The 26,024-nt window shown below is 41.1% G+C and carries 25 protein-coding genes and 1 pseudogene; 11 read left to right on the top strand and 15 right to left on the bottom strand.

The genetic code is table 11. From position 1 onward, the window contains the following. Window positions 1-3 precede the first annotated feature (3 nt). Together WAX46_RS07825 and WAX46_RS07820 are read right to left on the bottom strand one after the other, a co-directional pair. Window positions 4-1,179 carry an acetyl-CoA C-acetyltransferase gene (locus WAX46_RS07825; protein WP_336493602.1) on the bottom strand — a complete coding sequence of 392 codons (1,176 nt, stop codon included), beginning with the start codon at window positions 1,177-1,179 and terminating at the stop codon, window positions 4-6. Window positions 1,180-1,191: 12 nt separating this feature from the next. After that, complete coding sequence (locus WAX46_RS07820) at window positions 1,192-3,579, bottom strand: 3-hydroxyacyl-CoA dehydrogenase/enoyl-CoA hydratase family protein (RefSeq protein WP_336493601.1); 2,388 nt, start codon at window positions 3,577-3,579, stop codon at window positions 1,192-1,194. Between the two features lie 198 nt (window positions 3,580-3,777). On the opposite strand from WAX46_RS07820, the gene WAX46_RS07815 reads away from it, so the two are divergent. From WAX46_RS07815 to WAX46_RS07805, 3 genes are read left to right on the top strand one after another with little or no spacing between them, the layout of a single operon-like run. Further along, window positions 3,778-3,915, top strand: coding sequence for a YuzL family protein (locus WAX46_RS07815; RefSeq protein ID WP_003212904.1), 138 nt, complete (start codon window positions 3,778-3,780; stop codon window positions 3,913-3,915). 26 nt (window positions 3,916-3,941) lie between these two features. Continuing rightward, window positions 3,942-4,193: a hypothetical protein gene (locus tag WAX46_RS07810; RefSeq protein WP_226568023.1), complete on the top strand. Its 252-nt coding sequence runs from the start codon at window positions 3,942-3,944 to the stop codon at window positions 4,191-4,193. A gap of 12 nt (window positions 4,194-4,205) precedes the next feature. Continuing rightward, on the top strand, window positions 4,206-4,553 hold the full coding sequence (locus tag WAX46_RS07805) for a spore coat protein (RefSeq protein WP_226567978.1): 348 nt from the start codon (window positions 4,206-4,208) through the stop codon (window positions 4,551-4,553). 330 nt (window positions 4,554-4,883) lie between these two features. Here WAX46_RS07805 and WAX46_RS07795 read toward each other — a convergent pair whose 3' ends face one another. Then, a complete protein-coding gene (locus WAX46_RS07795) occupies window positions 4,884-5,714 on the bottom strand; it encodes an ABC transporter ATP-binding protein (RefSeq protein WP_226567979.1) in 831 nt (276 codons plus the stop codon). Window positions 5,715-5,860: 146 nt separating this feature from the next. Next, window positions 5,861-6,301 (bottom strand): YusW family protein, encoded by a 441-nt coding sequence (locus WAX46_RS07790; protein ID WP_336493605.1) that lies wholly within the window; start codon window positions 6,299-6,301, stop codon window positions 5,861-5,863. Between the two features lie 115 nt (window positions 6,302-6,416). Here WAX46_RS07790 and WAX46_RS07785 point away from each other — a divergent pair, with 115 nt between their 5' ends. Beyond that, window positions 6,417-7,262 (top strand): SDR family oxidoreductase, encoded by an 846-nt coding sequence (locus WAX46_RS07785; RefSeq protein ID WP_336493600.1) that lies wholly within the window; start codon window positions 6,417-6,419, stop codon window positions 7,260-7,262. Between the two features lie 40 nt (window positions 7,263-7,302). On the opposite strand, the gene WAX46_RS07780 is transcribed toward WAX46_RS07785, so the two are convergent. Continuing rightward, the gene (locus WAX46_RS07780) at window positions 7,303-8,670 is read right to left on the bottom strand and encodes a S1C family serine protease (protein ID WP_336493599.1); all 1,368 of its coding nucleotides are present in this window, start codon (window positions 8,668-8,670) and stop codon (window positions 7,303-7,305) included. A 311-nt stretch (window positions 8,671-8,981) separates the two neighbouring features. Between WAX46_RS07780 and WAX46_RS07775 the strand changes: the two genes are divergently transcribed. After that, the gene (locus tag WAX46_RS07775; RefSeq protein WP_099681859.1) at window positions 8,982-9,656 is read left to right on the top strand and encodes a response regulator transcription factor; all 675 of its coding nucleotides are present in this window, start codon (window positions 8,982-8,984) and stop codon (window positions 9,654-9,656) included. After that, on the top strand, window positions 9,653-10,984 hold the full coding sequence (locus WAX46_RS07770) for a sensor histidine kinase (RefSeq protein WP_226567982.1): 1,332 nt from the start codon (window positions 9,653-9,655) through the stop codon (window positions 10,982-10,984). The genes WAX46_RS07775 and WAX46_RS07770 overlap by 4 nt, the downstream gene beginning before the upstream one ends. A gap of 21 nt (window positions 10,985-11,005) precedes the next feature. Here WAX46_RS07770 and spxO read toward each other — a convergent pair whose 3' ends face one another. After that, on the bottom strand, window positions 11,006-11,170 hold the full coding sequence (gene spxO, locus WAX46_RS07765; RefSeq protein ID WP_226567983.1) for an anti-adapter protein SpxO: 165 nt from the start codon (window positions 11,168-11,170) through the stop codon (window positions 11,006-11,008). Window positions 11,171-11,360: 190 nt separating this feature from the next. Here spxO and WAX46_RS07760 point away from each other — a divergent pair, with 190 nt between their 5' ends. Then, window positions 11,361-12,239 carry a TetR/AcrR family transcriptional regulator gene (locus WAX46_RS07760; RefSeq protein WP_336493598.1) on the top strand — a complete coding sequence of 293 codons (879 nt, stop codon included), beginning with the start codon at window positions 11,361-11,363 and terminating at the stop codon, window positions 12,237-12,239. Between the two features lie 306 nt (window positions 12,240-12,545). Here the strand turns inward: WAX46_RS07760 and fumC are convergent, their stop codons facing one another. Both fumC and WAX46_RS07750 read right to left on the bottom strand, forming a co-directional pair. Beyond that, window positions 12,546-13,940 (bottom strand): class II fumarate hydratase, encoded by a 1,395-nt coding sequence (gene fumC / locus WAX46_RS07755; RefSeq protein WP_336493597.1) that lies wholly within the window; start codon window positions 13,938-13,940, stop codon window positions 12,546-12,548. 89 nt (window positions 13,941-14,029) lie between these two features. Beyond that, window positions 14,030-14,197 carry a YvzF family protein gene (locus WAX46_RS07750; RefSeq protein WP_226567987.1) on the bottom strand — a complete coding sequence of 56 codons (168 nt, stop codon included), beginning with the start codon at window positions 14,195-14,197 and terminating at the stop codon, window positions 14,030-14,032. A gap of 112 nt (window positions 14,198-14,309) precedes the next feature. Between WAX46_RS07750 and WAX46_RS07745 the strand changes: the two genes are divergently transcribed. Genes WAX46_RS07745 through WAX46_RS07730 form a run of 4 tightly spaced genes read left to right on the top strand, consistent with a single transcriptional unit; the run spans window position 14,310 to window position 18,339 of the window. Next, window positions 14,310-15,734: a spore germination protein gene (locus tag WAX46_RS07745; protein WP_336493596.1), complete on the top strand. Its 1,425-nt coding sequence runs from the start codon at window positions 14,310-14,312 to the stop codon at window positions 15,732-15,734. After that, on the top strand, window positions 15,721-16,815 hold the full coding sequence (locus WAX46_RS07740) for a GerAB/ArcD/ProY family transporter (protein WP_226567989.1): 1,095 nt from the start codon (window positions 15,721-15,723) through the stop codon (window positions 16,813-16,815). The genes WAX46_RS07745 and WAX46_RS07740 overlap by 14 nt, the downstream gene beginning before the upstream one ends. Beyond that, the gene (locus WAX46_RS07735; RefSeq protein ID WP_226567990.1) at window positions 16,812-17,933 is read left to right on the top strand and encodes a Ger(x)C family spore germination protein; all 1,122 of its coding nucleotides are present in this window, start codon (window positions 16,812-16,814) and stop codon (window positions 17,931-17,933) included. Before WAX46_RS07740 ends, WAX46_RS07735 begins: the two co-directional genes overlap by 4 nt. Window positions 17,934-17,970: 37 nt before the next feature. Next, a complete protein-coding gene (locus WAX46_RS07730; RefSeq protein ID WP_226567991.1) occupies window positions 17,971-18,339 on the top strand; it encodes a hypothetical protein in 369 nt (122 codons plus the stop codon). A 42-nt stretch (window positions 18,340-18,381) separates the two neighbouring features. Here the strand turns inward: WAX46_RS07730 and WAX46_RS07725 are convergent. The 7 genes and pseudogenes from WAX46_RS07725 to WAX46_RS07695 all read right to left on the bottom strand — a co-directional run. Further along, a pseudogene (locus tag WAX46_RS07725) lies at window positions 18,382-18,791 on the bottom strand (response regulator transcription factor); the annotation flags it as partial. Between the two features lie 147 nt (window positions 18,792-18,938). Beyond that, window positions 18,939-19,508 carry a cob(I)yrinic acid a,c-diamide adenosyltransferase gene (locus WAX46_RS07720; RefSeq protein WP_226567992.1) on the bottom strand — a complete coding sequence of 190 codons (570 nt, stop codon included), beginning with the start codon at window positions 19,506-19,508 and terminating at the stop codon, window positions 18,939-18,941. A gap of 149 nt (window positions 19,509-19,657) precedes the next feature. Next, window positions 19,658-20,944, bottom strand: a complete 1,287-nt coding sequence (locus WAX46_RS07715; RefSeq protein WP_226567993.1) for a heme ABC transporter ATP-binding protein — start codon at window positions 20,942-20,944, stop codon at window positions 19,658-19,660. Continuing rightward, entirely contained in the window at window positions 20,941-21,999 is a 1,059-nt protein-coding gene (locus tag WAX46_RS07710) for a FecCD family ABC transporter permease (RefSeq protein WP_336493595.1), read from the bottom strand. Before WAX46_RS07710 ends, WAX46_RS07715 begins: the two co-directional genes overlap by 4 nt. Then, on the bottom strand, window positions 21,965-22,915 hold the full coding sequence (locus WAX46_RS07705; RefSeq protein ID WP_336493594.1) for an ABC transporter substrate-binding protein: 951 nt from the start codon (window positions 22,913-22,915) through the stop codon (window positions 21,965-21,967). Before WAX46_RS07705 ends, WAX46_RS07710 begins: the two co-directional genes overlap by 35 nt. A 119-nt stretch (window positions 22,916-23,034) precedes the next feature. After that, window positions 23,035-24,042 (bottom strand): LacI family DNA-binding transcriptional regulator, encoded by a 1,008-nt coding sequence (locus tag WAX46_RS07700; protein ID WP_226567996.1) that lies wholly within the window; start codon window positions 24,040-24,042, stop codon window positions 23,035-23,037. 227 nt (window positions 24,043-24,269) lie between these two features. Continuing rightward, window positions 24,270-26,024 carry a HAMP domain-containing sensor histidine kinase gene (locus WAX46_RS07695; protein WP_336493593.1) on the bottom strand — a complete coding sequence of 585 codons (1,755 nt, stop codon included), beginning with the start codon at window positions 26,022-26,024 and terminating at the stop codon, window positions 24,270-24,272.

The following is a 26,024-nucleotide window of genomic DNA, read 5'->3' as shown; positions in this document are numbered from 1 at the left end:
CCTTTAGATCAATTCAAAAATGCCTGCGGCTCCCATTCCTCCACCAATACACATCGTTACAATGCCAAATTGCTCGTTTCGTCGTTTCATTTCATGAATGAGTGACAGCGTTAGTTTCGTTCCTGTACAGCCTAACGGGTGTCCTAACGCAATCGCCCCTCCATTGACATTCACCTTCTCTTCATCTATCCCTAAATGGCGAATGACTTGTATGGCCTGAGAGGCAAAGGCTTCGTTTAATTCAAATAGCCCAATGTCCTTCAGCTCAAGTCCAGCAATTTTCAACGCACGCGGAATGGCTTCAACCGGACCAATTCCCATGACCTCAGGTGGTACACCGCCAACAGCAAACGCTCTAAACTTAGCGAGCGGCTGAAGAGAAAGAGAGGACGCTTTTTCACGATCCATCATCATTACACACGCCGCACCATCACTTGTTTGTGAGGAGTTTCCTGCGGTCACTGTGCCTTTTGTTGAGAAAGCGGGACGTAAGGTTGAGAGGATTTCCTCTGTTGTGCCAGCTCTCACGCCTTCATCCTGTGAGAACGTAAATAGATGTTCTTCTAATTGATACTGCTCTCCTACCCGTCTTTCCGTCACATCAACAGGCACAATTTCATCTGAAAAATTCCCTTCCTGTAATGCCTGTGCTGCCTTTTGATGACTTCTCACCGCAAAGGCATCTTGATCTTGCCGGGTAACCTGATACTTTTGTGCCACTTGCTCCGCCGTGTGCCCCATGCTCATGTAGTATTCAGGCGCTTGCTCTGCCAAAAGTGCATTTGGGCGAATGGAATGTCCCATCATCGGCACCTGTGACATAGATTCGACTCCTCCGGCTAAAACGGTTTCTGCTTGCCCCAGCATAATCCGTTCACCAGCGTAAGCGATAGACTGAAGACCGGACGAACAGTAGCGGTTAATGGTGATGGCAGGAACGGTATAAGGCAGCCCTGCTAATGCACCAATATTCCGGGCAACATTTAATCCTTGCTCTGCTTCTGGTGTTGCACACCCGATAATTAGATCATCAATTTCCCCATCATAATCACCGGCACGCTTTAATGTTTCTTTCACACACAATGCGCCCATATCATCAGGTCGAACGGTTTTTAATGATCCTTTTTTGGCCTTTCCTACTGGTGTTCTTGCGCCAGCTACAATGACTGCTTCTCTCATTTTGACTCCCCCCTAGTTACGTAAAGGTTTTCCTTTGACGAGCATGTGCTGCATGCGTGCCTGTGATTTCACTTCTCCTACAAGACTTAAAAAGGCTTCTCTTTCAAGCTCTAATAAATATTGTTCATCCACCTCTGTACCAAATGGCAGTTTTCCGCCAGAAATGACATAGGCCAATTTTTTCGCAATGGTCATGTCATGCTCTGAAATGTATCCAGACAGTCTCATATTTTCAGCAGCTAATATCATCGCTGCATAGCCTGTTTCCCCCATGACTGGCACCTTTTGCTTGAGCGGCGCACGATAGCCCGCTTCATCAAGAGAAAGAACCAGTTGTTTCGCATCATAGATTACATGATCACCGTTCATGCTCATCCGATCACTTGCACGTAGCATCTTCATATCACGAGCTTCTTCTGCTGATGTTGATACTTTGGCCATGGCAATCGTTTCAAAGGTTTGCAGCGTGGCATCTTGTATAGCCGTCGCAGACTGCTTAGTCGCTCCTTGTAGGTGGCGAAGATATAATTCTTTGTTTCCTCCGCCGCCAGGAATCAATCCGACCCCCGCTTCAACAAGTCCCATGTACGTTTCACTGGACGCTTGTATAGCCGCTGCCGGCAGACAAAGCTCCGTCCCGCCTCCTAACGTCATACCAAACGGTGCAACAACGACTGGACGCTCACTATATTTCACCTTCATCATCGCCTGCTGGAATCGGCGAATCACAAAGTCAATTTCAAAGAAATTATCGTCCTGCGCTTCCATTAAAATCATGGCAAGGTTTGCGCCAACACAGAAGTTTTTCCCTTGGTTTCCGATGACAAGCCCTTTATAATTCTTTTCCGTTTCATCTACAGCACGATTGATCATATCAATGACATCTAGTCCAATCGCATTGCTCTTAGAATGGAATTCAAGCAAGGCGACATCATTACCGATATCAATGAAGCTTGCACCTGTATTTTTGAAAATGACACCTTGTTTCTTTTTCAATCTGGCTAGAGAAATATTTTTCTCGTTTCCTTTCTTCTGTTCATAGGCCCCATTCTGATAAAAGGCTCGCTCTCCTTCGGCATTCTCTTGATAGAATGTTTCATGTCCTTCTGACAACATATTTTGCACCCATGCTGGGATGCTGTGTCCTTCTGCTTCTATTCGACTGACGGCTTTTTTGACACCAATCGCATCCCATAACTCAAATGGACCATGCTGCCAACCAAATCCCCATTTCATTGCGTTATCGATGGACTCGATATCATCCGCAATTTCGTCTTTTAGATGAGCCGAATAAAGAAGCACAGGCGCCGTCATGTTCCAGAGCAATTGCCCTGCACGGCTATCTTGATAAATAAGTGCTTTTAATTTTGCTTTTGTCCCCTTTTGCTGCTTGGCAATCTCAATGCCTGGATCCTTCATCTTCGTCCGCTCTCCGTATGTGAGCGTCACCGGGTCCAGCTCTAAAATGGTCTTCCCATTTTTTTGATAAAAACCTTGTCCTGCCTTGCTCCCAATCCACCCTTTTTCGAGCATTCTCTCAATAAACTCAGGCAGCTTGAAAATATCTTTCTCCTTTCCTTCTACTTGTTCATATACGTTGCGGGCAACATGTGAAAACGTGTCGAGTCCTACGACATCAAGTGTACGGAAGGTAGCACTTTTCGGTCTGCCAATCAATGGACCTGTAACAGAATCAACTTCCCCGATTGTATATTTGTTCTCAAGCATTTCACGCACTGTGACAAGAAGTCCATAAGTACCAATACGGTTGGCAATAAAGTTCGGCGTATCTTTCGCTTCAACAACGCCCTTCCCGAGTACTTCCTCACCAAACGTTTTCATAAATGTAAGTACTTCTGGATCTGTTTCTTGAATAGGAATCATTTCTAAGAGCTTTAAATATCGAGCTGGGTTAAAAAAATGAGTGCCTAGAAAGTGGCGCTTAAAATCATCTGATCGACCTTCTGCCATTTTTTCTACAGAAATACCAGATGTATTGCTTGATATGATACTGCCTTCTTTGCGGTACTCGTCGATGAGAGAGAATACGTGTTGTTTAATGCTGAGCTTTTCAGTAACGACTTCAATGATCCAGTCAGCATCCTGTAATAAGGAAAGGTGATCTGTGAGATTTCCGGGTGTGATGTATGATAAGTTTTTTGCTGAAGTAAGAGGTGCTGGCTTTTGCTTTAACAATTTTTTCATCGCTTCTTGACTTAATCTATTTCGAACAATAGGGTAATCAAGCGTTAGATTTTTTGCCGTTTCTTCCTTTGTCAGTTCATTTGGCACAATATCTAGCAATGTTACTGGTATTCCGATATTGGCTAGATGCGCAGCAATGCCTGAGCCCATGACACCTGAACCAATGACAGCCGCCTTTCGAATATGTTTGCCCATAAATATCCCCCTAAACTTTTTGAATGAACAGTCATTCATTTTTTGTCCAAAAAAAAACAATGCCTCTTTCTTTATCTTAAAAGATTTTCCGAAACAGTTCAATAGCAGATTTCAAAAATTTACACATCTCATGGGTCTGACTTTGCAGCGTATGAATTAAAAACGAGAGGGCATTGTAAGAATGGAGGTGATATCCACATGTCTCGTTTGAAGAAAAACCCATCTAAAGCAGGCGTAAGTGCTGCAAGTGTCAAAGGAAACGCAGGTCCATCACAGGAAGCAGACCTAGGAGGGAAAAAGACCAGTCAAAATCAGCAATATAAAAAGAATCAGTAAGGAAACAAAATCGTAAGGAGGAATACATCTTGAACAACCAGCAAATGAATATGCCCCCACAGGTGATTTCAGTGAAGGATTCCTTATACTTAGTGGATATGCTAAACTGGAATTTGATCGCCATGAAAAAGGCGCACTTTATGGCCGAGCATTGCAAGGACGAAACATTGAAGCAAGAATTGAATCAGGTTGGCCAAATGCACCATCAGCATTACACACAAATTCTTCAGCATTTAGGCAGCTCAGGGCAAGGCCAGTCTACTGGCTTTATGCAATAGGAGGAAAAGGACATGGAACAGCAAAACCAACAAAAAATCGGGAATCCACAGACCCCGGTTCCAACGACAACAAACATGAATGATCGTGATTTTATCACAGATCTACTGTCGACTGAAAAATATATGACAAACGGATATAACACAGCGCTTAATGAATTCAGTCACGAATCTCTTTACCAGGATATTCAGCGAATTGCGCTGGAAACACAGAAAACACAAAGACATTTATATGATGTCATGTTCAAATATGGTTGGTACTCTGTTGAAGCAGCTGAGCAGCAAAAGCTCCAGCAGGCACACCAGAAATTCCAGCAAACGCTGACAGATCAATCTCCATACGGATCATCACACATGTCATAAAGAAAAACTGCCAGCATCATACTGGCAGTTTTTTAGCGGTCTTTATTGTCTCGATGAGCTTCATTCAGCGTTTTGATCCGCTGTATGGTTTCTTGATCTCTTCTTATGCCTCTGGATACGTGTCGTTAAAATACCTGGCTAAATGCGGCATGCTTTTGGCAAATATGAGAATAGATGACCCACTGCACTGCTTCACATCTTTTTTGAGCGCCTCGGTTGTTTCCCCAGCAAACCCTCAAGCTCTTCATCTAGTTCGGGGATCTTCCGTCTCCCTTTTTAAGAAAAAAGCCTGACTCTGTGAGTGACAGATGTCAGGCTTTTGACATACAATTATCTTGCAGCAAGAAATGTCTCGGCTTGCGCCTGTTGCACAATGCAGCGTCCTCGACCGTGCGGAATACATAATGGTGTTCCGAATAAAGGATCTGTTGTCACCTGACAATTCATATCAAAGACATTTTTCACGAGATCACAGTTAATGACGGTTTCCGGTCTTCCTTCTGCATAAATCGTCTTGTCTTTAATCGCTACAAGATGATGAGCATATCTGCATGCGAGATTGAGATCATGAAGAACCATCACAATCGTGCGCTGCTCTTTTTCATTTAAATCAAAAAGAAGGTCAAGAATTTCAATTTGATGCGTCATGTCTAAATACGTCGTCGGCTCATCTAACAGGATAATATCCGTCTCCTGCGCTAACGTCATCGCAATCCAGGCGCGCTGCCTTTGTCCACCTGATAATGAATCAACCGTTCGATCAGCGAGTTCTTCCATCTTTGTTGACTTTAGTGCGCGATTCACTGCTTCTTCGTCTTGCTTCGACCACTGTTTCAGCCAATTTTGATAAGGATATCGACCTTGCTTTACGAGCTGATGCACCGTTAATCCTTCTGGCGCTTCTGGTCCTTGTGGGAGAATCGCGAGCTGTTTTGCTACTTCCTTTGTTGGTAATTTTGCAATAGAATGACCTTCAAGCAGGACAGAACCACCCATTGGGTTCATGAGACGGGCCAAAGAGCGAAGTAGCGTGGATTTACCGCATCCATTGCTGCCAATAAATACTGAGATTTCACCCTTAGGGATTGATACATTTAGTTCATCTATAATTATTGTTTCTCCGTAGCCTAAGCTTAAACCTTCAGTAGAAATGGCACTCATTCCGCTCAAACGCTCCTTTTCTCATTCTTATTTTTTATCATGAATATTGCTTATGTATAGACGTCAAAGATCACTTATCTCAATTCAGTGTATCAGATTTAAGTGAACTTGAAAATCATTTTCAATTGAAAAATGAGAAAACTCGTTTACTTCTTCTTCTCGAATGTACGTATTGTCCCATCTTCGAGCTTCATATCGACCTGAATCCGCTGATAATCATCATCCAAATTAAAAGCAGCTAATAATTCGTTTACATACGTTCCACTAAGCTTCGCACTAGGAATAGACATATCATTCAGCTTCATCTTCATCTCCCGCAATGCTTCTTCTCCTTCATACCTGAAACCATTCATGTGATCTCGAATGAATGCTTCTTCTTTTCCGCTCGCCTGACTGTAGGTGGCTTCGTATAATTCATTTTTCTGTCCATATTGAACATGCAGGTGCAGATGCTGGATAGGCAGCTTCTTCATTTGAACAGCTGACAGACTCTCTGCTTCGCCAGTATGTTGTAACGGTTCGATTGATTGACAGCCAGACAGCATAAAGAGCAGCACCCCTAGCAGTCCCGCCTTCTTCCAACACATCATGTGTTTCCTCCTATAATTATATCATCGTTTTTTATTCTTCACCAAGCTTCTTTTCGTTATTCATCTAAACAGTGTGTTATGGTAAATGAAAACAAAAAGGATGGAGAAACGAATGATGAAAAAAACAGCCATTGTGACTGGTGCCAATAGCGGCTTTGGAAAACTCATCACGATGCGCCTCGCCGAGCAAGGCTATAAAGTGATTGCATGTGTCAGGCAGGAAGCCAACGCCAAAAAGCTCGCAAAGGAGATAGAGCAAGCCTCCTTATCTAAAAATATACATATCGAATCGTTAGATGTGACGACCACACAGTCGATAGAAGCATTAAAGAAAAAGCTGGACGCCTACGCACCGATCACCTTACTTGTGAACAATGCGGGGACAGCCTATGCTGGTTTTGCTGAAGAGGTTTCCGTGGACATGTACCGGCAGCAGTTCGAAGTGAACGTCTTTGGTGTGATGGAATTGACACAAACGGTTCTTCCGTTTATGACAAGTGGTTCAAAAATATTGAATATGAGCAGCATCAGCGGGTTAATGGGGATGCCAGCACTTTCTCCATATGTATCGTCTAAGTTTGCTTTGGAGGGCTATACAGAGAGTTTGCGGATTGAACTGGCTCCGTTTGGTATACAGACTGCCTTGATTGAGCCTGGCTCTTTCCAAACAAATATATGGAACACCTCCATAAACGAGCAAATGACTCAGCCAGCGGAAGGATCTAGATACACAAGCATTTACCAAAAGATGATGGCCTATACAGATGCTCAAAAATCAAATTTTGGAGATCCCCGTGAGGTCGCTGAGCTTGTTGTCACACTTGCAGAGAAAAAACAGTTGAAACAACTCAGATTTCTTGTTGGAAAAGGCGTACGTCTTTCATTCACAGCAAAGCGGCTCTTGCCTTGGAACTTGTGGGAAAAAATCATTTTACGTACGCTCTTATCAAAAAAATGAGCACAAAAAACAGGTGGACCTCTCATCCACCTGTTTTCATTTATTTGTTATCAGATTGTCCAAGGGTAATATCTAGATTCTTGTTCTTCCCTTCACGGATGACGGTCATAGTGGTTTTATCGCCGATTTTTGTTTCTTTGTAAAGAATTTCTTTCAGCTGTGAGCTGTTCGCAACATCTTTCCCTTTGAACTTGATGATAATATCTCCAGACTTCAAACCTGCCTTTTGTGCAGGTGATCCTTTTGACACATCTTTTACGTAGATGCCTTTGCCGATTTGTTTATCAAATAATCCGAGCGTATTTTCCTGATACGTTTCAGGCACTTGTTCAAGGTCAATCATTTGTACACCAAGGTAAGGACGTTCCACTTTCCCGTTTTTCAATAGCTCATCTACAATCGGTTTCACATCGTTACTTGGGATCGCAAATCCAAGTGACTCCACACCGCTTTCGCTAATTTTCAAGCTATTGATGCCAATGACTTGACCGTCCGTATTGATCAGTGGACCTCCACTGTTTCCTGGATTAATGGCTGCATCCGTTTGAAGCACATTCATCTCAACAGTACCAGATGATGTATTGGTTTCAACTGAACGATCGAGACCACTAATAATTCCTTCTGTCACAGTACCAGAGAACTGCGCACCGAGCGGGTTCCCGATAGCGATGACTTTGTCTCCAGCACGAAGCTTAGACGAATCACCAAAGCTTGCCACTTTATCAATGCCGTCAGCGTTGATTTCGACAACAGCTAAATCTGTCATCACGTCACTGCCGACAAGCTTCGCATCTTTTGTTTTTCCGTCATAAAGCGTGACCTTTAATTTATTGGCACCCTCGACCACGTGGTTATTTGTAATAATGTACGCCTTTTTGCCATCCTTTTTAAAGATAACACCGGAACCAGCTCCAGCTTCAGCTTCTGTTGAATCCCCGCTTAGACCGAACGAGTTTTGTGTAGATTGATAGTTTGAAACCCCTACAATGGTCGGCTCTAAATCTTCTACCATATCAGCTACATTCGTCGCTTTGGTAATTTGTTTTGTTGAGAAATTATCAGAGGCAGCCGGTTCACTTGACGCTGTTTGGTGAGTGTTTGCAGCTGTGTCCTGTGACTTCGGTAAAAGCGGCGTAATGCCAAGCACAAGACCTCCGCCAATAATCCCTCCAAGAATCGGGCTCAGCCATGCAGCCTTCCGTTTTTTTTCCTTTTTAAAAGCACGGTCATCCATCATTTGAGGAGATCGATTTGTCACACTCTCCTGAGATGCAGATGCTTCGTCTTCATGATGGTGAAAAACGAGTTCTTCCTTTTTTTGTGGTTGGTCTATTTGTTCCTCATTCTCTTGCTGTGTTTTTTCTTGATGAATCATATTTTTCTCTTCATCTTCTCTTCGGAAATCCATCGCTTGCACTCCTTTGCATCATTTCATGAAATGCTTCATTCTTATGTGTTGATAGGACTTATGTCCTCTTAATGGAAAGATCATTGATAATTGTATAGACAATAAGTCAAATTATATAATACTTATTCATAGAAAAAAAGCACTTATTAAATAACTTTTTGTCTATGCCCTTTTTTCCCCTTGAGGTTATCATAATCAAACATTATGGGATAATGATGAGAAGAATATGTGAAATTGTGAAAAAAGAATGTGATTGTTGACACGCCGCCTTTGTATCCCGTTATAATGGCGTTGAGAGGATGTGGAAGACTTTGTCGTACACCATTTATTTAGTTGAAGATGAACAAAACTTAAATGAACTTTTAACCAAATATTTAGAGAGTGAAAATTGGAATGTCTCCTCTTTTTTAACAGGAGAAGCGGCACGTGAGGCAATGAACAAGCCGCCGCATCTATGGATTTTAGATATTATGCTGCCTGATACAGACGGCTACACACTCATTAAAGAAATCAAAGCTGCATCACCTGACGTACCGGTCATTTTCATTTCAGCACGTGATGCAGATATCGATCGTGTCCTCGGCTTAGAACTGGGAAGCAGCGATTATATTGCGAAACCATTTCTTCCGCGTGAGCTGATCATTCGCGTGCAAAAGCTGCTGGAGCTTGTGTATAAAAACAGTGATACCCCTCAGCAAAGTGTCACACACGTTTCCTCTTATATCATTCATGAGGACGTAAGAGAGGTTTACGAAGGGGATCAGCTGATTAACTTAACTTCTAAGGAATTTGACTTGTTGCTTTTATTTACACATCATCAAGGACATGCCTTTTCTCGTGAAGATATTCTCATCAAAATTTGGGGACACGATTACTTCGGGACAGATCGTGTTGTCGATGATCTTGTCAGACGGCTACGCAAAAAAATGCCTGACTTAAAAGTCGAGACCATTTATGGATTTGGCTATAGGATGCTAAAAGGATGAAGAATAAACCGCTCGCCTTTCAAATTTGGATCGTCATCTCTGGCATTTTGCTGACGATTTCGATTGTCCTGATCATTTTATTTTCAAATACATTACGAAACTTCTTCACGAATGAAATATATAAAAACATCGAAAACGAGCAACAGGTGTTAACAGAATACCCTTTGAATCCAGATGGGTCGCCAAAGTCGACACCAGAAAATCGCACGGTTCAGCACCTTCTGATCCCGTCAGATGAATTAAATCAAATGGCCCAGTTTTTCCCGTATGCATTTATTGAGAAAGTGCAAACCTTTGTAAAAAAACAAAAAAGCGTAACGAAACGCTACTCAGAAGAAGTGAATGGGGAACATATCTTTTTTGTGATCAAAAAAATCTCATCAGGCAATACACAATATATTCTCTTGTCCTATGCACCGGACTCTTATCGAGATGACTTGTCCTTTACACTGTTTAAACAGCTGATTTTTATTTTAGGCACTGTTATTTTACTTAGCTGGCTTCCATCTATTTGGCTTGCCCGCTACTTATCCCGTCCGATCGTTACGTTTGAAAAGCATGTGAAGCGGATTGCACAAGAAGACTGGGATGATCCGGTTATCGTTGACCGGCAAGATGAAATCGGCAAGCTCGGTTCTACAATCGAAGAAATGAGACAAAAACTCATTCAAAAGGATGAAACTGAGCGAACACTTTTGCAAAACATATCACATGATTTAAAGACACCTGTCATGGTCATCCGCGGCTATACGCAGTCCATTAAAGATGGTATTTTTCCTAAGGGAGATCTTGAACAAACGGTGGAAGTCATCGAAGGTGAGGCGGAAAAGCTTGAGAAGAAAATCAAAGATTTGCTGTACTTAACAAAGCTTGATTATTTATCAAAACAACATCACGCGCATTCTTCCTTCCTCGTGAGTAATACAATGCTGGAAGTGGTTGACCGTATACGCTGGTCGAAAAATGAATTGCAGTGGAACGTGGACTTAGATGATGAGGCTACACTTGAAGGCGATCCAGAACAATGGAGCAAATTATTTGAAAATGTACTAGAAAATCAACTTCGCTACGCAAAAAGTAAAATTGACATTCATATGAAGCAGGAAGAGGATCAAATCCGCATTGTCATTCGTAATGACGGCCCTCCAATTGAAGAACATATGCTATCCAACCTATACGAACCTTTTAGTAAGGGGAAAAAGGGCGAATTCGGTATTGGATTAAGCATTGTCAAACGAATTCTTTCAATGCATGGAGCTTCCATATCTATTGAAAATGATGATCTAGGAGTACGTTATACAATTACTGTTCCAAAGAAGAGACTGTAGGGTTTTTGACCGCAGTCTTTTTTAGATGAATGAATACCCATTGAAATCAGGGTATGTGGCCTTGATCTTCTTGCCAGCTTGGTACATCCATTTCTTTTCAACTGTTGTTTCTTTCGGCATTTTGACTTTTTCTACTTGAATTCCCTTTGTTCGCAAGCGTCTAATCATATCATCGATTTCTCTCATGAAACATCATCCTTTCACATATTTTGACCAGTTGGTCACCTTACTTTATAATATAAAGAATTACACTGTAAAAAACAAGTTACAATCTGATTAATTTTTGAAAACTTTCGTCGTTTGACCGATAAGTCATATCTCTTTGCGAACGTTTCCTAAGACATTTGTCTCTCGGTAAGAAAGGATGACATGCATATTGAAAAAGAAAGAAAAAATGATCATTGAGGCCGGCATGAAATTATTTTCCAGTAAAGGCTACAATACAACGTCTGTTCAGGAAATTGCGGATGAATGTCATATGTCAAAGGGTGCTTTTTATCTTTACTTTAAATCAAAGGAAGCCCTGCTCATTTCGATCTTGCATAACTATTACGATAAGGTATTTACCCGGATTCACGAGGTTCAAACAGAAGGTGGCACACCAAAAGAAGCCTATCGCAAACAGCTCACTGTCTATTACGATAATATTTTGCAGCAAAAGGATTTTATTAAAATGCAACTGAGCGATCGAGCCCTTCCATTGAATGAAGAAACGCAGCAGCTCGCTAAACAAATTAGGCTTGCAACGATCCAGCTGCACATTGATAACATTAAAAAGGTGTATGGTGACGCTGCTATTCCTTATATGGCGGATCTATGTTTAACCATCGAAGGCATGAGTCATGTTTATTTTGAGCTTGCGATTTTATATGATTTTCAGTTGGAAGCAGAAGAGCTTGCCACAACCATGATGCACCGCATTGATGATTTGATGAGCGGTATGATGAAGCGAAACGATCTTCCGCTCATTTCTGTTGACCAAGCGAGCGACTGGTTTGGTTCCATTTATGAACAGTCCTTTGACCCGCTGACAGAATCTCTATTAAAAGAATTAAGAGGGCTGGCAGAAGAACACTATGAAGTGAAAGACGAGTCTGATTTATTTGAAGCACTTGGCATTTTAGAAAATGAATTAAACAAGCAAAAACCAAGACAAGTCATTGTCAAAGGCATGCTTTACCAACTGAAATTATACGCGCCGCTTCAATCCATCTCTGAAGCACTCTTACGCACATCGAAAGAGGATCATTTATAAAACCCAGGGCAGTACCTGAGTGATGCTTGTGATAAATAATTAAAACCTTTTTCTGTCAGCGCGGGAAGTTTGTTGGCTTGAATTCTGTTTAGCAGGTCATCTACATATCTTTGAATCGCGATTTCCATCCTGCGTCCGCCTTTGATCAAGATATAACAAAAAAGCCGTTTCCTTAGAGTCATGCGAGATTACTGAAAAACACGTATACGTAGCATCGAATAAATCTTGTCTTTCACATTCTCATGAGAGATTCACATCAACCATTTAGTTCAAATAAGAAACCAGGGGGCATCTGCCCCTGGTTTCTTATTTCGCTTTCGGTGTCACCATTTCTTCTGGTTTCACAAACTGTTCAAACTGCTCTTCTGTTAGCAGTTCTAATTGAAGTGCTGCTTCTTTTAACGTTAATCCTTCTTTGTGAGCAAGCTTAGCAATTTTCGCTGCATTTTCATATCCGATGTGCGGGTTAAGTGCCGTCACAAGCATCAATGAATTTTTCAGGTTTTTCTCAATTGTTTCTAGGTTTGGTTCAATTCCGATGGCACACTTGTCATGGAATGAGTTCATGCCGTCAGCGAGTAACTCAACTGATTGCAGAAAGTTATAGATGATGACCGGCTTAAATACGTTAAGTTCAAAGTTTCCTTGGCTTGCAGCAAAACCGATCGTTGCATCATTCCCCATGATTTGCGCTGCAATCATTGTTAAAGCTTCACTTTGTGTTGGGTTGACTTTTCCAGGCATAATAGAGCTGCCCGGCTCATTTTCAGGAATCATCAATTCACCAATTCCGCAGCGAGGGCCACTTGCAAGCCATCTGACATCATTGGCAATTTTCATTAAATCAGCTGCAAGGGCTTTTAGGGCACCATGTGCATACGTAATTTCATCATGGCTTGTCAGTGCATGGAATTTGTTTGGTGAAGAATGAAAAGTTTGACTTGTTAACTTGCTGATCTCTTCAGCCACGTATTTGCCGAACTCAGGATGTGCGTTAATCCCTGTACCAACAGCAGTTCCGCCAATCGCAAGCTCTCTCATTTTGTCCGTTGATTCTAAAATCATTTCTTTTGAACGATCCAGCATGTAAACCCAGCCGCTAATCTCTTGGCCAACTGTAAGCGGTGTTGCATCTTGCAGGTGCGTACGACCGATTTTAACGATCTCTTGATGCGCTTTTGCTTTCTCATCAAATGTGGCTCTTAACTGGTCAATAGCAGGTACTAATTTTTTGTACACAGCTAAAACAGCTGCCACGTGCATAGCCGTTGGGAATGTATCGTTTGAGCTTTGACTTCGGTTTACGTCATCATTCGGATGAATGCTGAGTTCACTATTTTTATCTTTCAAGTAAGCAGTTGCTCTATTTGAAATGACTTCGTTTATGTTCATGTTACTTTGTGTTCCACTACCAGTTTGCCATACAACAAGCGGAAAATGCTCATCGTATTTTCCGCTGATAATATCATCACATACAACTGCAATGGCTTCTGCCTTTTCACTTTCAAGGTTACCAAGACGTTCGTTGGCAATGGCTGTGCTACGCTTCAAAATTGCAAACGCATTCACAACTTCCTTTGGCATTTTCTCAGAACCGATTTTGAAGTTTTCTTTGCTTCGTTGTGTTTGTGCACCCCAGAACTTGTCCTTTGGCACCTTAATTTCGCCCATTGTATCTTTTTCGATTCTAAATTCCGTCATTATGTATCCCTCCATAGCTTCTCATCACTCAACTCTATTCTATACAAAAAACGAAAATCCTTTAAGCGTTTTCAATTAAAATTTTATCTTTATTTTAATTTTAGTTCAATATAAACACGAACATCTTTCGAATATTTGTATTTTGGGTTCGTTTTTCCATAATCCTTTGACGTATACCTCACCTCATAATGCTTGTCAAACGACTGTAGAATACGGTCAATCTTTTCTTTTGTTCCTGCTAAACGAATTTGTGCCATCTTGTTTCCTCCACAACCCTATTCTTTCTTTTACCACAAAATAATGTAACAGAGAATATTGTTTTTTCAAGTAGGTAATGCTAAGAAAAAAATGTTGAGGCGGGTGATCCTTTTGAATCAGACTCCACTGAAAGAGCACTTATACGATAATCTCTCTGTTATTCTCCCGCAGTTAAAGGAAATGGACGATTTGATCCATGAGAAAAAAACGCTACCTCACGGACAGGTTGTTTATTATTTATACATTAAAGAAATGAACGAAACCAACCAGATTCAAACCTTCTTAAAGCTGCTGCTGCAAGACCATACCTCTCTTACAAAAGAGAAGCTAGAATCCAATTTATCCATGATGACAACCCGTTCGGTGAAGACCTCTGAAGAATTGATCGATGCGATTTTTCAAGGGCATTGTGTCGTTCTAATTAACGGATTTCAGCATGCTTATATTTTAGAAACGAACGGAACGAAGAAACGTAGTTTAGGGGAATCCACATCTGAAACAGTGGTCAGAGGGCCAAAAATTGGCTTTATTGAAGATGTAAACACGAACTTAGCTCTCGTGAGACAGCGCTTGAAAAACCCTGATCTCAAAACAGTAGACATGAAAATTGGGCAGGAAAAATACACCCAAGTGACCATTATGTACATTGATGGTATCGTTCAAGCTCCTGTTTTAAAAGAGGTGAAAAAACGTCTCAAACAAGTCACCATTGATGATATACAAGATTCTGGTGTTCTTGAGGAGCTCATTGAAGACAATGTGTATTCTCCTTTTCCGCAAATCCAAAACACAGAACGGCCAGATAAAGTTGCGTCTGCTTTAAACAATGGGCGAGTCGCCATTTTTGTCGATCATTCACCTTTTGTTCTAATTGTGCCTGCTTCCCTCGCGACGATCATGCAATCACCTGATGATTATTATGAAAGATGGATCGCTGCCTCCCTCATTCGTTTGCTACGTTTTACTTCCATTTTTCTTACATTGTTTTTATCAGCTATTTATATTGCACTTGTGTCCTTCCATCAAGGTCTTTTGCCCACAACGTTAGCCATTTCCATCTCAAGCACAAGGGAGAATGTCCCCTTTCCTCCTATTGTGGAGACACTCATCATGGAGATAACCATTGAGCTGTTACGGGAAGCTGGATTAAGGATGCCAAATCCGCTTGGTCAAACGATCGGACTTGTTGGAGGAGTCGTGATTGGACAGGCTGCCGTACAAGCTCATATTGTCAGCTCAATCATGGTGATTATCGTCAGTGTCATCGCACTTGCATCCTTTACCGTTCCTCAATACGGGATAGGCATGTCATTTCGCACGCTCCGCTTTGTGTCCATGTTTACTGCGGCTGCATTGGGTTTATACGGAGTTGTACTGTTCATGCTCGCACTACTGACACATTTGACTAGACAAAAAAGTTTTGGCACTCCATACTTCTCACCAGATTTTGTGTTCAGCTATAAAAACGAGGATAATTCCATCATTCGGTTGCCTTTGAAAAACCAGAAGAAAGGAGAACGACATGGTCAATCATAAAGAGTCGATCACAAGCTATCAGGCAAGTGCCATTATTACGAATACCACTCTAGGCGCAAGCATGATGATTCTGCCAAGATCAATGGCTCAGGCTGCGTCTACACCTGACGGCTGGATTGCACTCTTACTGATGAGTGCCATTTACATTGTGTTTATTTTTGCGAATGTGCTCATGATGAAAAAGGTTCCCTTCTCCTCTTATTATGATTATACAAACGAAGGGCTTGGGAAATGGATTGGCGCTCTTGCCAACCTTTTGATCATTATTTATTTTCTTGGCGTCGCCAGCTATCAAGTAAGGGCCATGTCGGAAATGGTGAAGTTCTTCCTGCTTCAAAACACGCCTGTAGTCGTGACAATGCTCAGCTTTATTTTAGTCGGTTTTTATCTTGTAGTTGGTGGGATTGGTGATATTGCCAGGCTATGTCCTTTTTTTCTCATTGTTACACTCATCATCTTATTTATTGCCTACGGACTCAGTGTACAAGAATTTAAGTTAGATAACCTCCGGCCAGTGTTAGGAGAGGGCTTATCTCCTGTCTTCAATTCCTTTAATGCTTCAGCCATTTCGTTTGTCGGCATTGAAATGATGTTGTTTATGCCTGCATATATGAACACTCAAAAACACACCTTTGCTTATGGTACAGTCGGATTTTTGATTCCTGCGATCATTTATATTTTCACCTATATTCTTGTAGTTGGTGCGCTGACTGTAAAAGAAACGGCTACATTAACTTGGCCGACCATTGCATTATTTCAATCATTTGATATTCAGGGGGTCTTTATTGAACGAATTGAATCCTTTCTGCTGATCGTATGGCTTATTCAGCTTTATACGAGCTTTGTAGGGTATACGTTTTTTGCTGCAATTGGGGTATCCAAGCTGACAAAGCTTCCTAAAAAAGTCGTCCTCGCCTTGATGGGAATTGTGATCTTCTCTGCCGCCATTTTTCCAAAGGATGTTGATATAGTGCGTGATTATCTGACTTATGTAAACAACCTATTTTTCCTTTTATTCGGCATACTCCCGTTTCTCTTATTCATTATTGTGTTTTTCAAAAGGAGGGGGAAAGCAACATGAAAAAGAAAGCGACTTTTGCTTTCCTGACGCTTATCCTATTAAGTGGATGCTGGGATAGTACAAATATCGAGGAGCTCAACATGGCGATTGGATTTGCTGTAGATAAGGGAGATAACGGACATAAACTAAAGCTGTCTATGCAAGTTCTCGTTCCTCAAAAAATTGATCAAGAAACGAGCATAAAAGACCCCACTGAAATCATTGAAACAAGCGGTGATTCTATGCACCAAATTTTTCGCACAACTGCCCAAAAAACTCACCGCATTTTCTCACATCAGCTAAGAGTTTATTTATTTTCTCAGGAGCTCATCAATGAGAATAATTTCGACTTGGTCATTAATCAATTCATTCGAGACAATGAAACACGAAGAGGAAGTCTTGTCTTTATGACTTCTGAAAAGCCTGGGGACATGCTAAAAATCAATGACGACGGGCAGCCAGCTTCATCCACTTTATACACCATTTCGGGAAATACAAAAACAACCATTCGCATGTTTAAGCCAGTCTCATTAGGAGATATTTCTTCTGCCATGCAAAACAACGTATCCTTTGCCCTTCCAAAAGTCAGTGTCGATAAAGGCAAATTAATATTGGAAGGTGCCTCTATTATTAAAAATAAACGATTTCTCACTAACATCTCTCCATTAGCAGTGCAGTCATATAACCTATTAACTGGGGACGCAAAGGGCGGAGTGATTGATTTTCAATATGATCAGAGCATCTATTCTTTTGAGATTTTTAAACTTAACCACAACATAAAGACTCATAAATCAGCCAGTGGCACATATCGATTTGATGTTTCAGTCGAGCTTGATGGAAGGTTGTCTGAGGACTGGAATGTACGTGAAAATTCATTTAATGAGAAATATCTCCAAGAGATTGAGGGGGTCGTGAAGCAGCGGTTAGAAAAGAACGTGAAAGATTTCATTGAGAAGTTACAGCACGAGATCAAAGCAGATATTTGTGGATTTTATCAAAAAGCGAATATCGCGTATCCGAATGATTTTCGAAAAGAAGCAAAGCATTGGGATGAGGTTTTTAGTGAATCGGACATTCAATACAAGGTAAATGTGAAAATCCGTGACTTCGGGACTAAGGGCGCAACACAATCCTTATAGAGTATGTTAAAATGGTAAGAAAAAAAGGGTGTCAATCATGAAACGAGCTTTACTTTTGGCCGGCATTCTATTTTTGATTTTAGGATTACTCCTCTTAATCGTAGTATTCATGCAATCAAAAGAAGATTTCTTCATTGAAGCCGACAGCTTTTCGAGCACATTTTTGATCGTGATTTATTATGGACAAACCCCTGCGATCCTTCTTATTGGAGGCGGTTTATTCGTCGGACTTTCACAGATCATTGATTTTCAGGAGAAAAAAGCGGCATTGGCAAAGGAGAGCGTAAAGCTATTATCCGAGATGAAGCAAACCCTGATAGACAAATCGGCCGAGGAGCAGGAGGCTTTTTCAGTTCCTGAGCTCCATCAACTATCCGAACGTCCGATCACAGGACAGAAGGACTAAAATTCCGCATGTTCTAGCAGCTTTCATTTGAAAGCTGTTTTTTTATTGAATCAGCTTATGACGATGTGCACACAGCCGCTTGTGTTCGATCTTTCTACGTCAAGCTTTGAAAGAATGTTGGTCATATTCGTCTTCACCGTTTTAATTGTAATAACTATTCCTCACCATGACCTTATTCAATTTCCCATCTGCAATCAGCTTCAATATTTCCATTTCTCTTGCTGTTAACGAATCCGGAGAATACCCATTTGCTTAATGACGGAGTTTATTCATGACCTTTCTAGCCACTTTTGATTCAATTCCCTTGGTTCTCCAATACTGGCAGACTTAATGGCATCAGCAATTTCTCCTGCCTTCGATATTAATAAGTAACTCAAAGCATCAGCCTCCATCACTGGATAGACTTTATCATCATCAATAAAGCTCGTCAGATCGATCATTTTGCCATCTTCATGCCTCCTTTCTTGCTCCTTGCTTTTACTATAGTCAAAATAGAAACCCGGCAAAACGTGTTACAGATTGATCTTTGATTGCGACCAGAGTCGTAACTTTGGTCAGGTTTGACTGCAACAAAAAAGCACTCTTGAAAAGTGCTTCCCTTATTTAGAACGAAACACATCTGCACTTCGTTCATATTCAACATCAGCTTCACCGAGCCGATGATTTACAATACGTGCAACTGCAAATAAATAGTCGGATAAACGGTTGACATATGTGAGCGTAACTGATGGAATCTCTCCCTGCTTCGCTAGCGTCACAATATGCCGCTCTGCTCTTCTGACCACTGTTCTCGCCACATGTAAGAAGGCAGCGCCTTGCTGGCCACCTGGTAAAATAAATTTGGTCAGCGGGGAGGCTTCCTCTACATACACGTCCATTCTTTGCTCAAGGAATGCCACAGATCCATCTGTTAATTTGCCTTCTTTCCTCGGTTTCACCGCTGCTAAATCACCACCGCAGTCAAACAGCTCATGCTGAATGACGATCAGCTCAGACAGAATATCTTGAAACAATTCACCATGCTGCTGTAAGCTTGCTTGTGCAAGTCCAATGAAGCTATTCGCCTCATCTAACGTACCGTACGCTTCTACCCTGATGTCATCTTTATCTGCTCTCCCGCCAATCAAGCCTGTTTGGCCTTGATCCCCGTTTTTTGTATAAAGTTTCATCGATTCTCCTCCTTGTGCATTGCTTTGTCCTTTTAGAATACCCTGAAATTGAAAATTTGTATTTATTTTACTATAAACACTGTGTTTTTAACATTCGGTCGATTTGAATGCTGAACCATGAACTAAACACAAAAAAGTGAACCTTCTGGTTACTTTTTAATTGCACCCAATGTATAAAGGAGACGTTGCGCTTTCTTCCGTAACCTTTCGTATAGAAGGGCATCAAGTCCCATTTCTTCTGCGTTGACAGCAGCGATACAAAGATGATGAATTGGGATGCTCCCCTCTTGTTGAATGATGTGCATCAACTGCCCCATCATCTGAACAGACGCTCCATCTGATAAAGATCCTTTCAGCACAAGCCAAATGGTTAGCTCTCCTTGCTGAAGCATCCCGTAAAGAGCTATATCATCTTCATCGTCTTCAGCGGCGTATTGCTTTTGTCCCTCAGATTTGCCGAAAAACAATATACCTTCAGCATCATCTAGTCTGTCATGAAGAGTCTCAGTTCCCGTTCCAAGTGACCTTTTCCAAAAGAAACCTCCATTTTTCTCGTGTGAGGATAGAATACGAAGCGGCTGATTGATGGAAAATGTCATTCCTTTTGAGCCATGCGTTCTCCAACCATCAGCTAATTTCACATTGGATGCTTTAGACATTGCAGCAGGCTCAATCATCAGCTGTGGGTTTGCTCGCAGTGGATGATTGAGCAGTGTGACATCAGTTTCGTACACCCGGTTGATCCGTTCAGTGGTCAAAACGTGATGCGGTTGTCCTAATATTTCAGCCTTTCCTTCATGAAGCAATAGCAACCGATCACAATACAAACTGGCAATGTTTACATCATGAAACACACCGATCACCGTTAATTTAGAGGAAGAGGTCTCTTCTTTAATTAAATCGAGCAACTCTTTTTGATAAGCTAAATCAAGAAAACTGGTTGGCTCATCTAGCAATAAATATTCAGGCTGCTGAGCTAATGCCTGGGCTAAATATACTCGCTGCTGTTCTCCTCCGCTTAACTCATGAATGGATTGATCTTTAAATTGAACGACATCCGTTTGTTCCATCACTCTGCTTACGACTTGCTCATCTTCTTTCATGACAGATTGCAGCCATCCTTTCTGATAAGGATAACGTCCAAACTGAATGGTTTCCTCCACTGTAAATGAGAAGGCTTGGTCGGTTTTCTGTGGAAGAACAGCAAGTTTTTGCGCAAGTACCTTTGGCCGGTATGATTGAATCGAGCAACCGCTGAGGCATACTTGACCGCTCTTAGGCGCTAAAATACCTGCTATCATTTTGAGCAGGGTCGTCTTTCCGCTCCCATTTGGTCCCAGTATACCGAGAAATTCTCCTTTCTTCACCTCAAAACTGATGCCACGAATGACCTCTTTCTCACCATAGCCACCTTTGACTTCCTTCACTTGAATCATAGATGCGTCCCCCCTCTATATCTGCGAATGAGGATGATCCCAAATACAGGTGCACCAATTAACGCAGTAATGATACCAATAGGCAATTCCGTCGGCTCAATGATTGTACGGGATAACACATCTGCTATGACGAGAAAGGAAGCGCCGTTCATCATAGATAAAGGCAGCAGATGCCGGTGATCCGTGATGGCTAAAAGGCGGATAAAATGCGGGATCACAAGTCCCACAAATCCAATCGTCCCTGACACCGCTACCGCACTGCCAGTCAGGATCGAACCAGCAAGCAGTACAATATATTTGCTCCTTTTCACATGTACACCTAATAGCTTTGCCTTCTCTTCGCCATACGTCATCACATTCAAATCTCGCCCCATCAGCATCAGTGCAAAGGTACCAATGAGGAAGAAAGGGAGAAAAAGAGCGATATAACGCCAGCCCCTCATGGACACACTGCCAAGAAGCCAATGAATAATCTCTTTTAGGTCATCACCCGTTAAAGCAATCATTAATGAAATGAGTGCTCCCAAAAAAGAGCTGAAAATCACACCCGTCAAGATTAAAGAGGAGATGCTCATCCCCCGATGAACAAGACGTGCGAAAAAGAGGACTAGACATAGTGTCACAAGCGCTGTTGTCATACTGAAAAAAGGCAGTGTAAAACTGCCCAACAAGGGGAGCTGCAAGCTAAAAAATAAAGTCGCTACGGCTCCAACAGATGCCCCTTGAGATACTCCTAGTGTATAAGGATCAGCGAGGGGATTTTTTAATAAACCTTGAAAGGCAGCACCAGATGACGCCAGCGCTGCTCCTACTAATGCCGCTAATATCACTCTCGGCAGCCGGATATTCATCATAATATTGCGATCAATAGAATCAATGGTTCCGACCTGCACTCCAAATAGTTCATGAACAAATATACGAAGAATAGAAGGAATGGGAATCCCTAAGCTACCAAATGAGATTCCCATTCCAATGCTCACCACAAGAAGTAAAACACTGAATGCGTAAGCGATAATGAATTTATTTGAACGTGTCAGGATAGATACTTTTCGCAAGATCCTCGACTCCTTCAACCAATCTCGGTCCCGGTCTTGATGCGAAATCCGTATTCAATTGAAAGACTTGTTTTTCTTTTACTGCTTTAATCGCATTCCAACCATCTCTTTTTTTCAGATCAGCTAAGCTTGAACCATCAATTGTGACAATGACATCAGGATTTCGTTTGATAATTGACTCTTCTGTCATTTGTACCCAGCCAGTTTGGTCGCCGGCTGCATTTTTTGCATGAATGAATGAAAGCATTTCGTCCATAAATGTTTTTTTACCTGTTGTATAGATTTCAGGAGCACCTGACACTTCAACAAAGACTGTTTTTTGTTTGTCTTTGGAAATCGCCTCTGCTTGTTTTTTGAGGTCGTTCAGTTTTGATTTCATCTCGTCTACAAGCTTCGCGGATGCCTCTTTCACTCCGGTTGCTTCACCGATCATATGAATAGACTTGTAAACATCCTTGAAGGAGGTTGCATCATTTACAGTCAGCACTTGAATACCTGCATCTTCAAGCTGTTTAAATCCATCTTTTGCCCCCAGTTGTGATGCATGTGCTAATACGAGGTCAGGCTTTAAGGAAATGACCTTCTCTACATTGAATTCAAGTCCACCTATCTTCTCAACCTTTTCTACTTCCTTTGGATAATTGTCAAAATCTGATCTTCCAACGATTTTATCTTCAAGGCCAAGCGCATAGGCAACCTCTGTATTACTTGGAATTAAAGAAACAATCCTTTCAGGCTGTTCTTTAATTTGGACTGTTTTACCAGCTGCATCTTTAATTGATACAGGAAATGCCGCAGTTGCTGTCTCTTTATTTTCAGAACCCGTTGCTTTGTGATCTGTTTCCGCACCTGCACATCCTGCTAAAACACCCATCACAAGCAAAAACGATAGCCAAATGGCTGTTAACTTCTTCATGAATAAACCCCCTGCTTTATGTACTGCTTGACAGAATCTCCTCCGTCAATTCTTTTCTAATTTCGGGAATATTATACTACAGTGCATATAGGTTGTATATGTTCACCTGTAGGCGCTAATTATTGCACCTTTTTGACTGAATCTCTGATCATCAGCTCTGTGTGTACATACATTTTTTCCATATGATCTTCTTGCACTTCACCATTTATGACTGAAAGGATGGCTTCTGCACCAAGTGCGCACATTTTTTCGATCGGCTTTTTCACCGTTGTCAGTGCAGGCGTGGTATAGGATGAAAATGCAATATCATCGAAACCGATGATGGAGATATCACCTGGACACGTTTTGCCTTTTGCCAACAAAGCATTCATCGCACCAATGGCCATGTCATCGTTTGAGCAAAAAAGCGCTGTTGGTGGATAATCAAGAGTCAGCAAAGCTTCCATTGATTCATAGCCGCTTTTCATGTGATAGTCTCCTTTGAACATATATTCTTTCTTCATTGGCACATGATGATCAATTAATGCTTGTAGAAAACCATCATTTCTTTCCTGAGTCGATTTAAAGCCTTCTTTCCCTTCAATGATGGCGATCTTTTCATGACCTTGCTGAATAAAATAGTGCGCCGCTTGGTATGCACCTTGACTATCATTAGCTAATATATTCATCACTTCTTTACTTTCCACACGGCGATTTAGCACAATGATGGGAATGCCCTGTTTTTTTACATGGTGGATAAACGCTTCATCGTGCTCGCTTTGGCTCATGAGCAAAATGCCATCATAGCGTTGTTTATGAATGGTTGTGTACTCGTGAAGGTCAGCAATTTCTTTTACAAATAGATTATAGTGCTCTGTCATCACACTGTTGACACCTTTTAACGCATCCACGAAGAAACTTGAGGACGTGCCTTCTGTTAAACTCGTAAAAAACAGACCGATTGTATAGGATTTTTGTGATACAAGGCCTCTAGCATGGACATTCGGTGAATAATTCAGGTGTTTTGCAATCGACAAAATCTTTTGTTTTGTTTTTTCTTTAATAAAAGGACTGTTATTTAAAGCCCTTGATACCGTGGTATGAGAGACGTTTGCCAATTTTGCTATGTCTTTAATTGTGACTGTCATGCTATTCCGCCTTTTATAATTTTTTACCATCTTATCATAAAACCGCTTTCATTTTCCTGTCTTTTTCTGCATGTAATCTTGCTTTGATGCTGTAGCTGCTTTGCACGTTCAAATTGAAATAATGAAAAAAGATTTGTTCACGTTAACATTTTTAATCTTTTACAAAAATGATTCAATTCTAAAATAGGAAAAAACGATCTCCATTAGAAAAGAAAATCGTTTTTTGACTATTTTACAGATGATAATTTTTTTAGGATAATCGCAATAGTTGTTCCTACACCTAGATCACTTTCAACTTGAATATCTCCGTCATGCAGTAAGACGAGCTCTTTAGCAATCGCCAGCCCGAGTCCTGTTCCATTCGTTGGATCATTCGTATTTGTCCCTCTGTAGTAACGGTTAAATAAGTGATCAACAGTTTCTTGTGCCATTCCGCGTCCTTTGTCTTTCATTTCGATCCGAACTTCCTCATTTGTTTCAGATAAGGTAGCTGTAATATGAGTTCCTTTCTGGTTATGCTTGACAGCATTCGCTAGCAGGTTCTCAATTACTCGTCTAAACCAAGCTTTGTCAATCTCAAACATGACTCCATCTGTTTGATCTTCAAAAGATGACGGATAATCTTCCGAAAATGAGCTTCTTGAAAACTCGTCCATAATAGACGCTAAAAATTCACCAAGTTCGACAGGTTTTCGATTAATAGGTAATGCGCCATTTTTCAATCGATACGTAAGGTTTAAGTCCTCTATTAAGGTCGACATGTATTCTGATTTCTCACGAATGACCTGTCCCATTTCCATGACTTCTTCTTTGGACCATTGGTATTGATTAGATTCAAGCATCATTCCATAGCCGTAAATCGTACTAAGAGGCGTTTTCAAATCATGAGACAATCCTGCAATCCATTCTTCCCTTGTGATTTGAATTTTCCTACGGTTTGCTTCATTCTCTTTTAGTGTATGCGTGAGCTGATCCATTGTTTTTAGGATATCTTCAAACAACCGGTATTCTCGCTTAATACGGCCTTTTTTATTTTTACTGACTGGAATCCCTTTTCTGTTTGTTGGTTCCTGTAATTTATTTCTTGATAAAAAAATCAGCCAGCGAATAATGTGATAGATCGGTAGCCCATATCGATAAGAGTACCATAATGTCATAACGATAATAATAGTGAGGGCAAGACCCGCAATCAGAATGGTCGTATATTGGTTTAAAGCCTCTGTCTCTCTATCATAAAGCTCGTCTGGGCTGTATACTTTATTTGGCACAGACACGATTATGTAGAGATGTTTATTCACTTTGATGTAAGAGAGGTCACTTCTAAACTCCCAAGGCTTCGATTGGTACTTTAGCAGTTCAACATCCGTTACGTTATTTTTCAAATCGTTTTTCGCAAGGATGCCTTTTAGATATTTTCCTTCTTCATTGAATAGATGCACCGATCCATTCATTCTTTTCAAAAATTCTTTCGTTTCAACCGAATATTGAGATAGTGCATCCAGATTTTTCTCGTGCTGCTTGAGATAATTAGCTACCTTTGTACTGTTCGTTTTAAACCCATATAACACGATAAAGCTTTCTTGATCAATCTCAATTGGCCAGAAGTACATCTTGTAATCTTTAAATTGTCTTTTTTCAAAAATCCTGATCATTTCATCCTTTTGATAGGATGTTGGAATATTTTTAGGGAGGTGATAGCTATATACATTGTGTTTTTTTGAATCGATCACTTGGAACCAGCCGTCACGTTTTTTCACTGCTTGTTTGAGCTGATCATCGGCTTCCATTTTTCCATCCTCGTTAAAATAAAGCCAGCTCATGAGTGTATCTCCATCGGCCTTTGTTAAACCGGTTTCAGTCATATTCTCATAGTGTTTTTTATAATATAGATTCTCAGAGAACGTATTCCCGATCACCAGAATCGCAATGACAATAAACATCTGTCCGACAAAGTGAAAGAAAAGTTTTGTTCGTAAATTCAT

The organism is Bacillus sp. FJAT-53060 (assembly GCF_037104745.1).
GTDB lineage: Bacteria > Bacillota > Bacilli > Bacillales > Bacillaceae > Bacillus > Bacillus stratosphericus_B.
The sequence above is the reverse complement of the archived record's forward strand: the minus strand, read 5'-3'. Positions and strand labels throughout refer to the sequence as shown.

Bases quoted from the DNA above. Each gene is read 5' to 3' on its own strand.
- spxO (WP_226567983.1), bottom strand. From the start codon at position 11,170: ATGAGAGAAATCGATGATATGATTAGACGCTTGCGAACAAAGGGAATT.
- WAX46_RS07780 (WP_336493599.1), bottom strand. From the start codon at position 8,670: ATGGATTTCCGAAGAGAAGATGAAGAGAAAAATATGATTCATCAAGAA.
- WAX46_RS07740 (WP_226567989.1), top strand. From the start codon at position 15,721: ATGGTCAATCATAAAGAGTCGATCACAAGCTATCAGGCAAGTGCCATT.
- WAX46_RS07750 (WP_226567987.1), bottom strand. From the start codon at position 14,197: ATGGCACAAATTCGTTTAGCAGGAACAAAAGAAAAGATTGACCGTATT.
- WAX46_RS07705 (WP_336493594.1), bottom strand. From the start codon at position 22,915: ATGAAGAAGTTAACAGCCATTTGGCTATCGTTTTTGCTTGTGATGGGT.
- WAX46_RS07730 (WP_226567991.1), top strand. From the start codon at position 17,971: ATGAAACGAGCTTTACTTTTGGCCGGCATTCTATTTTTGATTTTAGGA.
- WAX46_RS07790 (WP_336493605.1), bottom strand. From the start codon at position 6,301: ATGTGTTGGAAGAAGGCGGGACTGCTAGGGGTGCTGCTCTTTATGCTG.
- WAX46_RS07815 (WP_003212904.1), top strand. From the start codon at position 3,778: ATGTCTCGTTTGAAGAAAAACCCATCTAAAGCAGGCGTAAGTGCTGCA.
- fumC (WP_336493597.1), bottom strand. From the start codon at position 13,940: ATGACGGAATTTAGAATCGAAAAAGATACAATGGGCGAAATTAAGGTG.
- WAX46_RS07720 (WP_226567992.1), bottom strand. From the start codon at position 19,508: ATGAAACTTTATACAAAAAACGGGGATCAAGGCCAAACAGGCTTGATT.
- WAX46_RS07700 (WP_226567996.1), bottom strand. From the start codon at position 24,042: ATGACAGTCACAATTAAAGACATAGCAAAATTGGCAAACGTCTCTCAT.
- WAX46_RS07785 (WP_336493600.1), top strand. From the start codon at position 6,417: ATGATGAAAAAAACAGCCATTGTGACTGGTGCCAATAGCGGCTTTGGA.
- WAX46_RS07770 (WP_226567982.1), top strand. From the start codon at position 9,653: ATGAAGAATAAACCGCTCGCCTTTCAAATTTGGATCGTCATCTCTGGC.
- WAX46_RS07825 (WP_336493602.1), bottom strand. From the start codon at position 1,179: ATGAGAGAAGCAGTCATTGTAGCTGGCGCAAGAACACCAGTAGGAAAG.
- WAX46_RS07695 (WP_336493593.1), bottom strand. From the start codon at position 26,024: ATGAATTTACGAACAAAACTTTTCTTTCACTTTGTCGGACAGATGTTT.
- WAX46_RS07715 (WP_226567993.1), bottom strand. From the start codon at position 20,944: ATGATTCAAGTGAAGGAAGTCAAAGGTGGCTATGGTGAGAAAGAGGTC.
- WAX46_RS07735 (WP_226567990.1), top strand. From the start codon at position 16,812: ATGAAAAAGAAAGCGACTTTTGCTTTCCTGACGCTTATCCTATTAAGT.
- WAX46_RS07795 (WP_226567979.1), bottom strand. From the start codon at position 5,714: ATGAGTGCCATTTCTACTGAAGGTTTAAGCTTAGGCTACGGAGAAACA.
- WAX46_RS07805 (WP_226567978.1), top strand. From the start codon at position 4,206: ATGGAACAGCAAAACCAACAAAAAATCGGGAATCCACAGACCCCGGTT.
- WAX46_RS07820 (WP_336493601.1), bottom strand. From the start codon at position 3,579: ATGGGCAAACATATTCGAAAGGCGGCTGTCATTGGTTCAGGTGTCATG.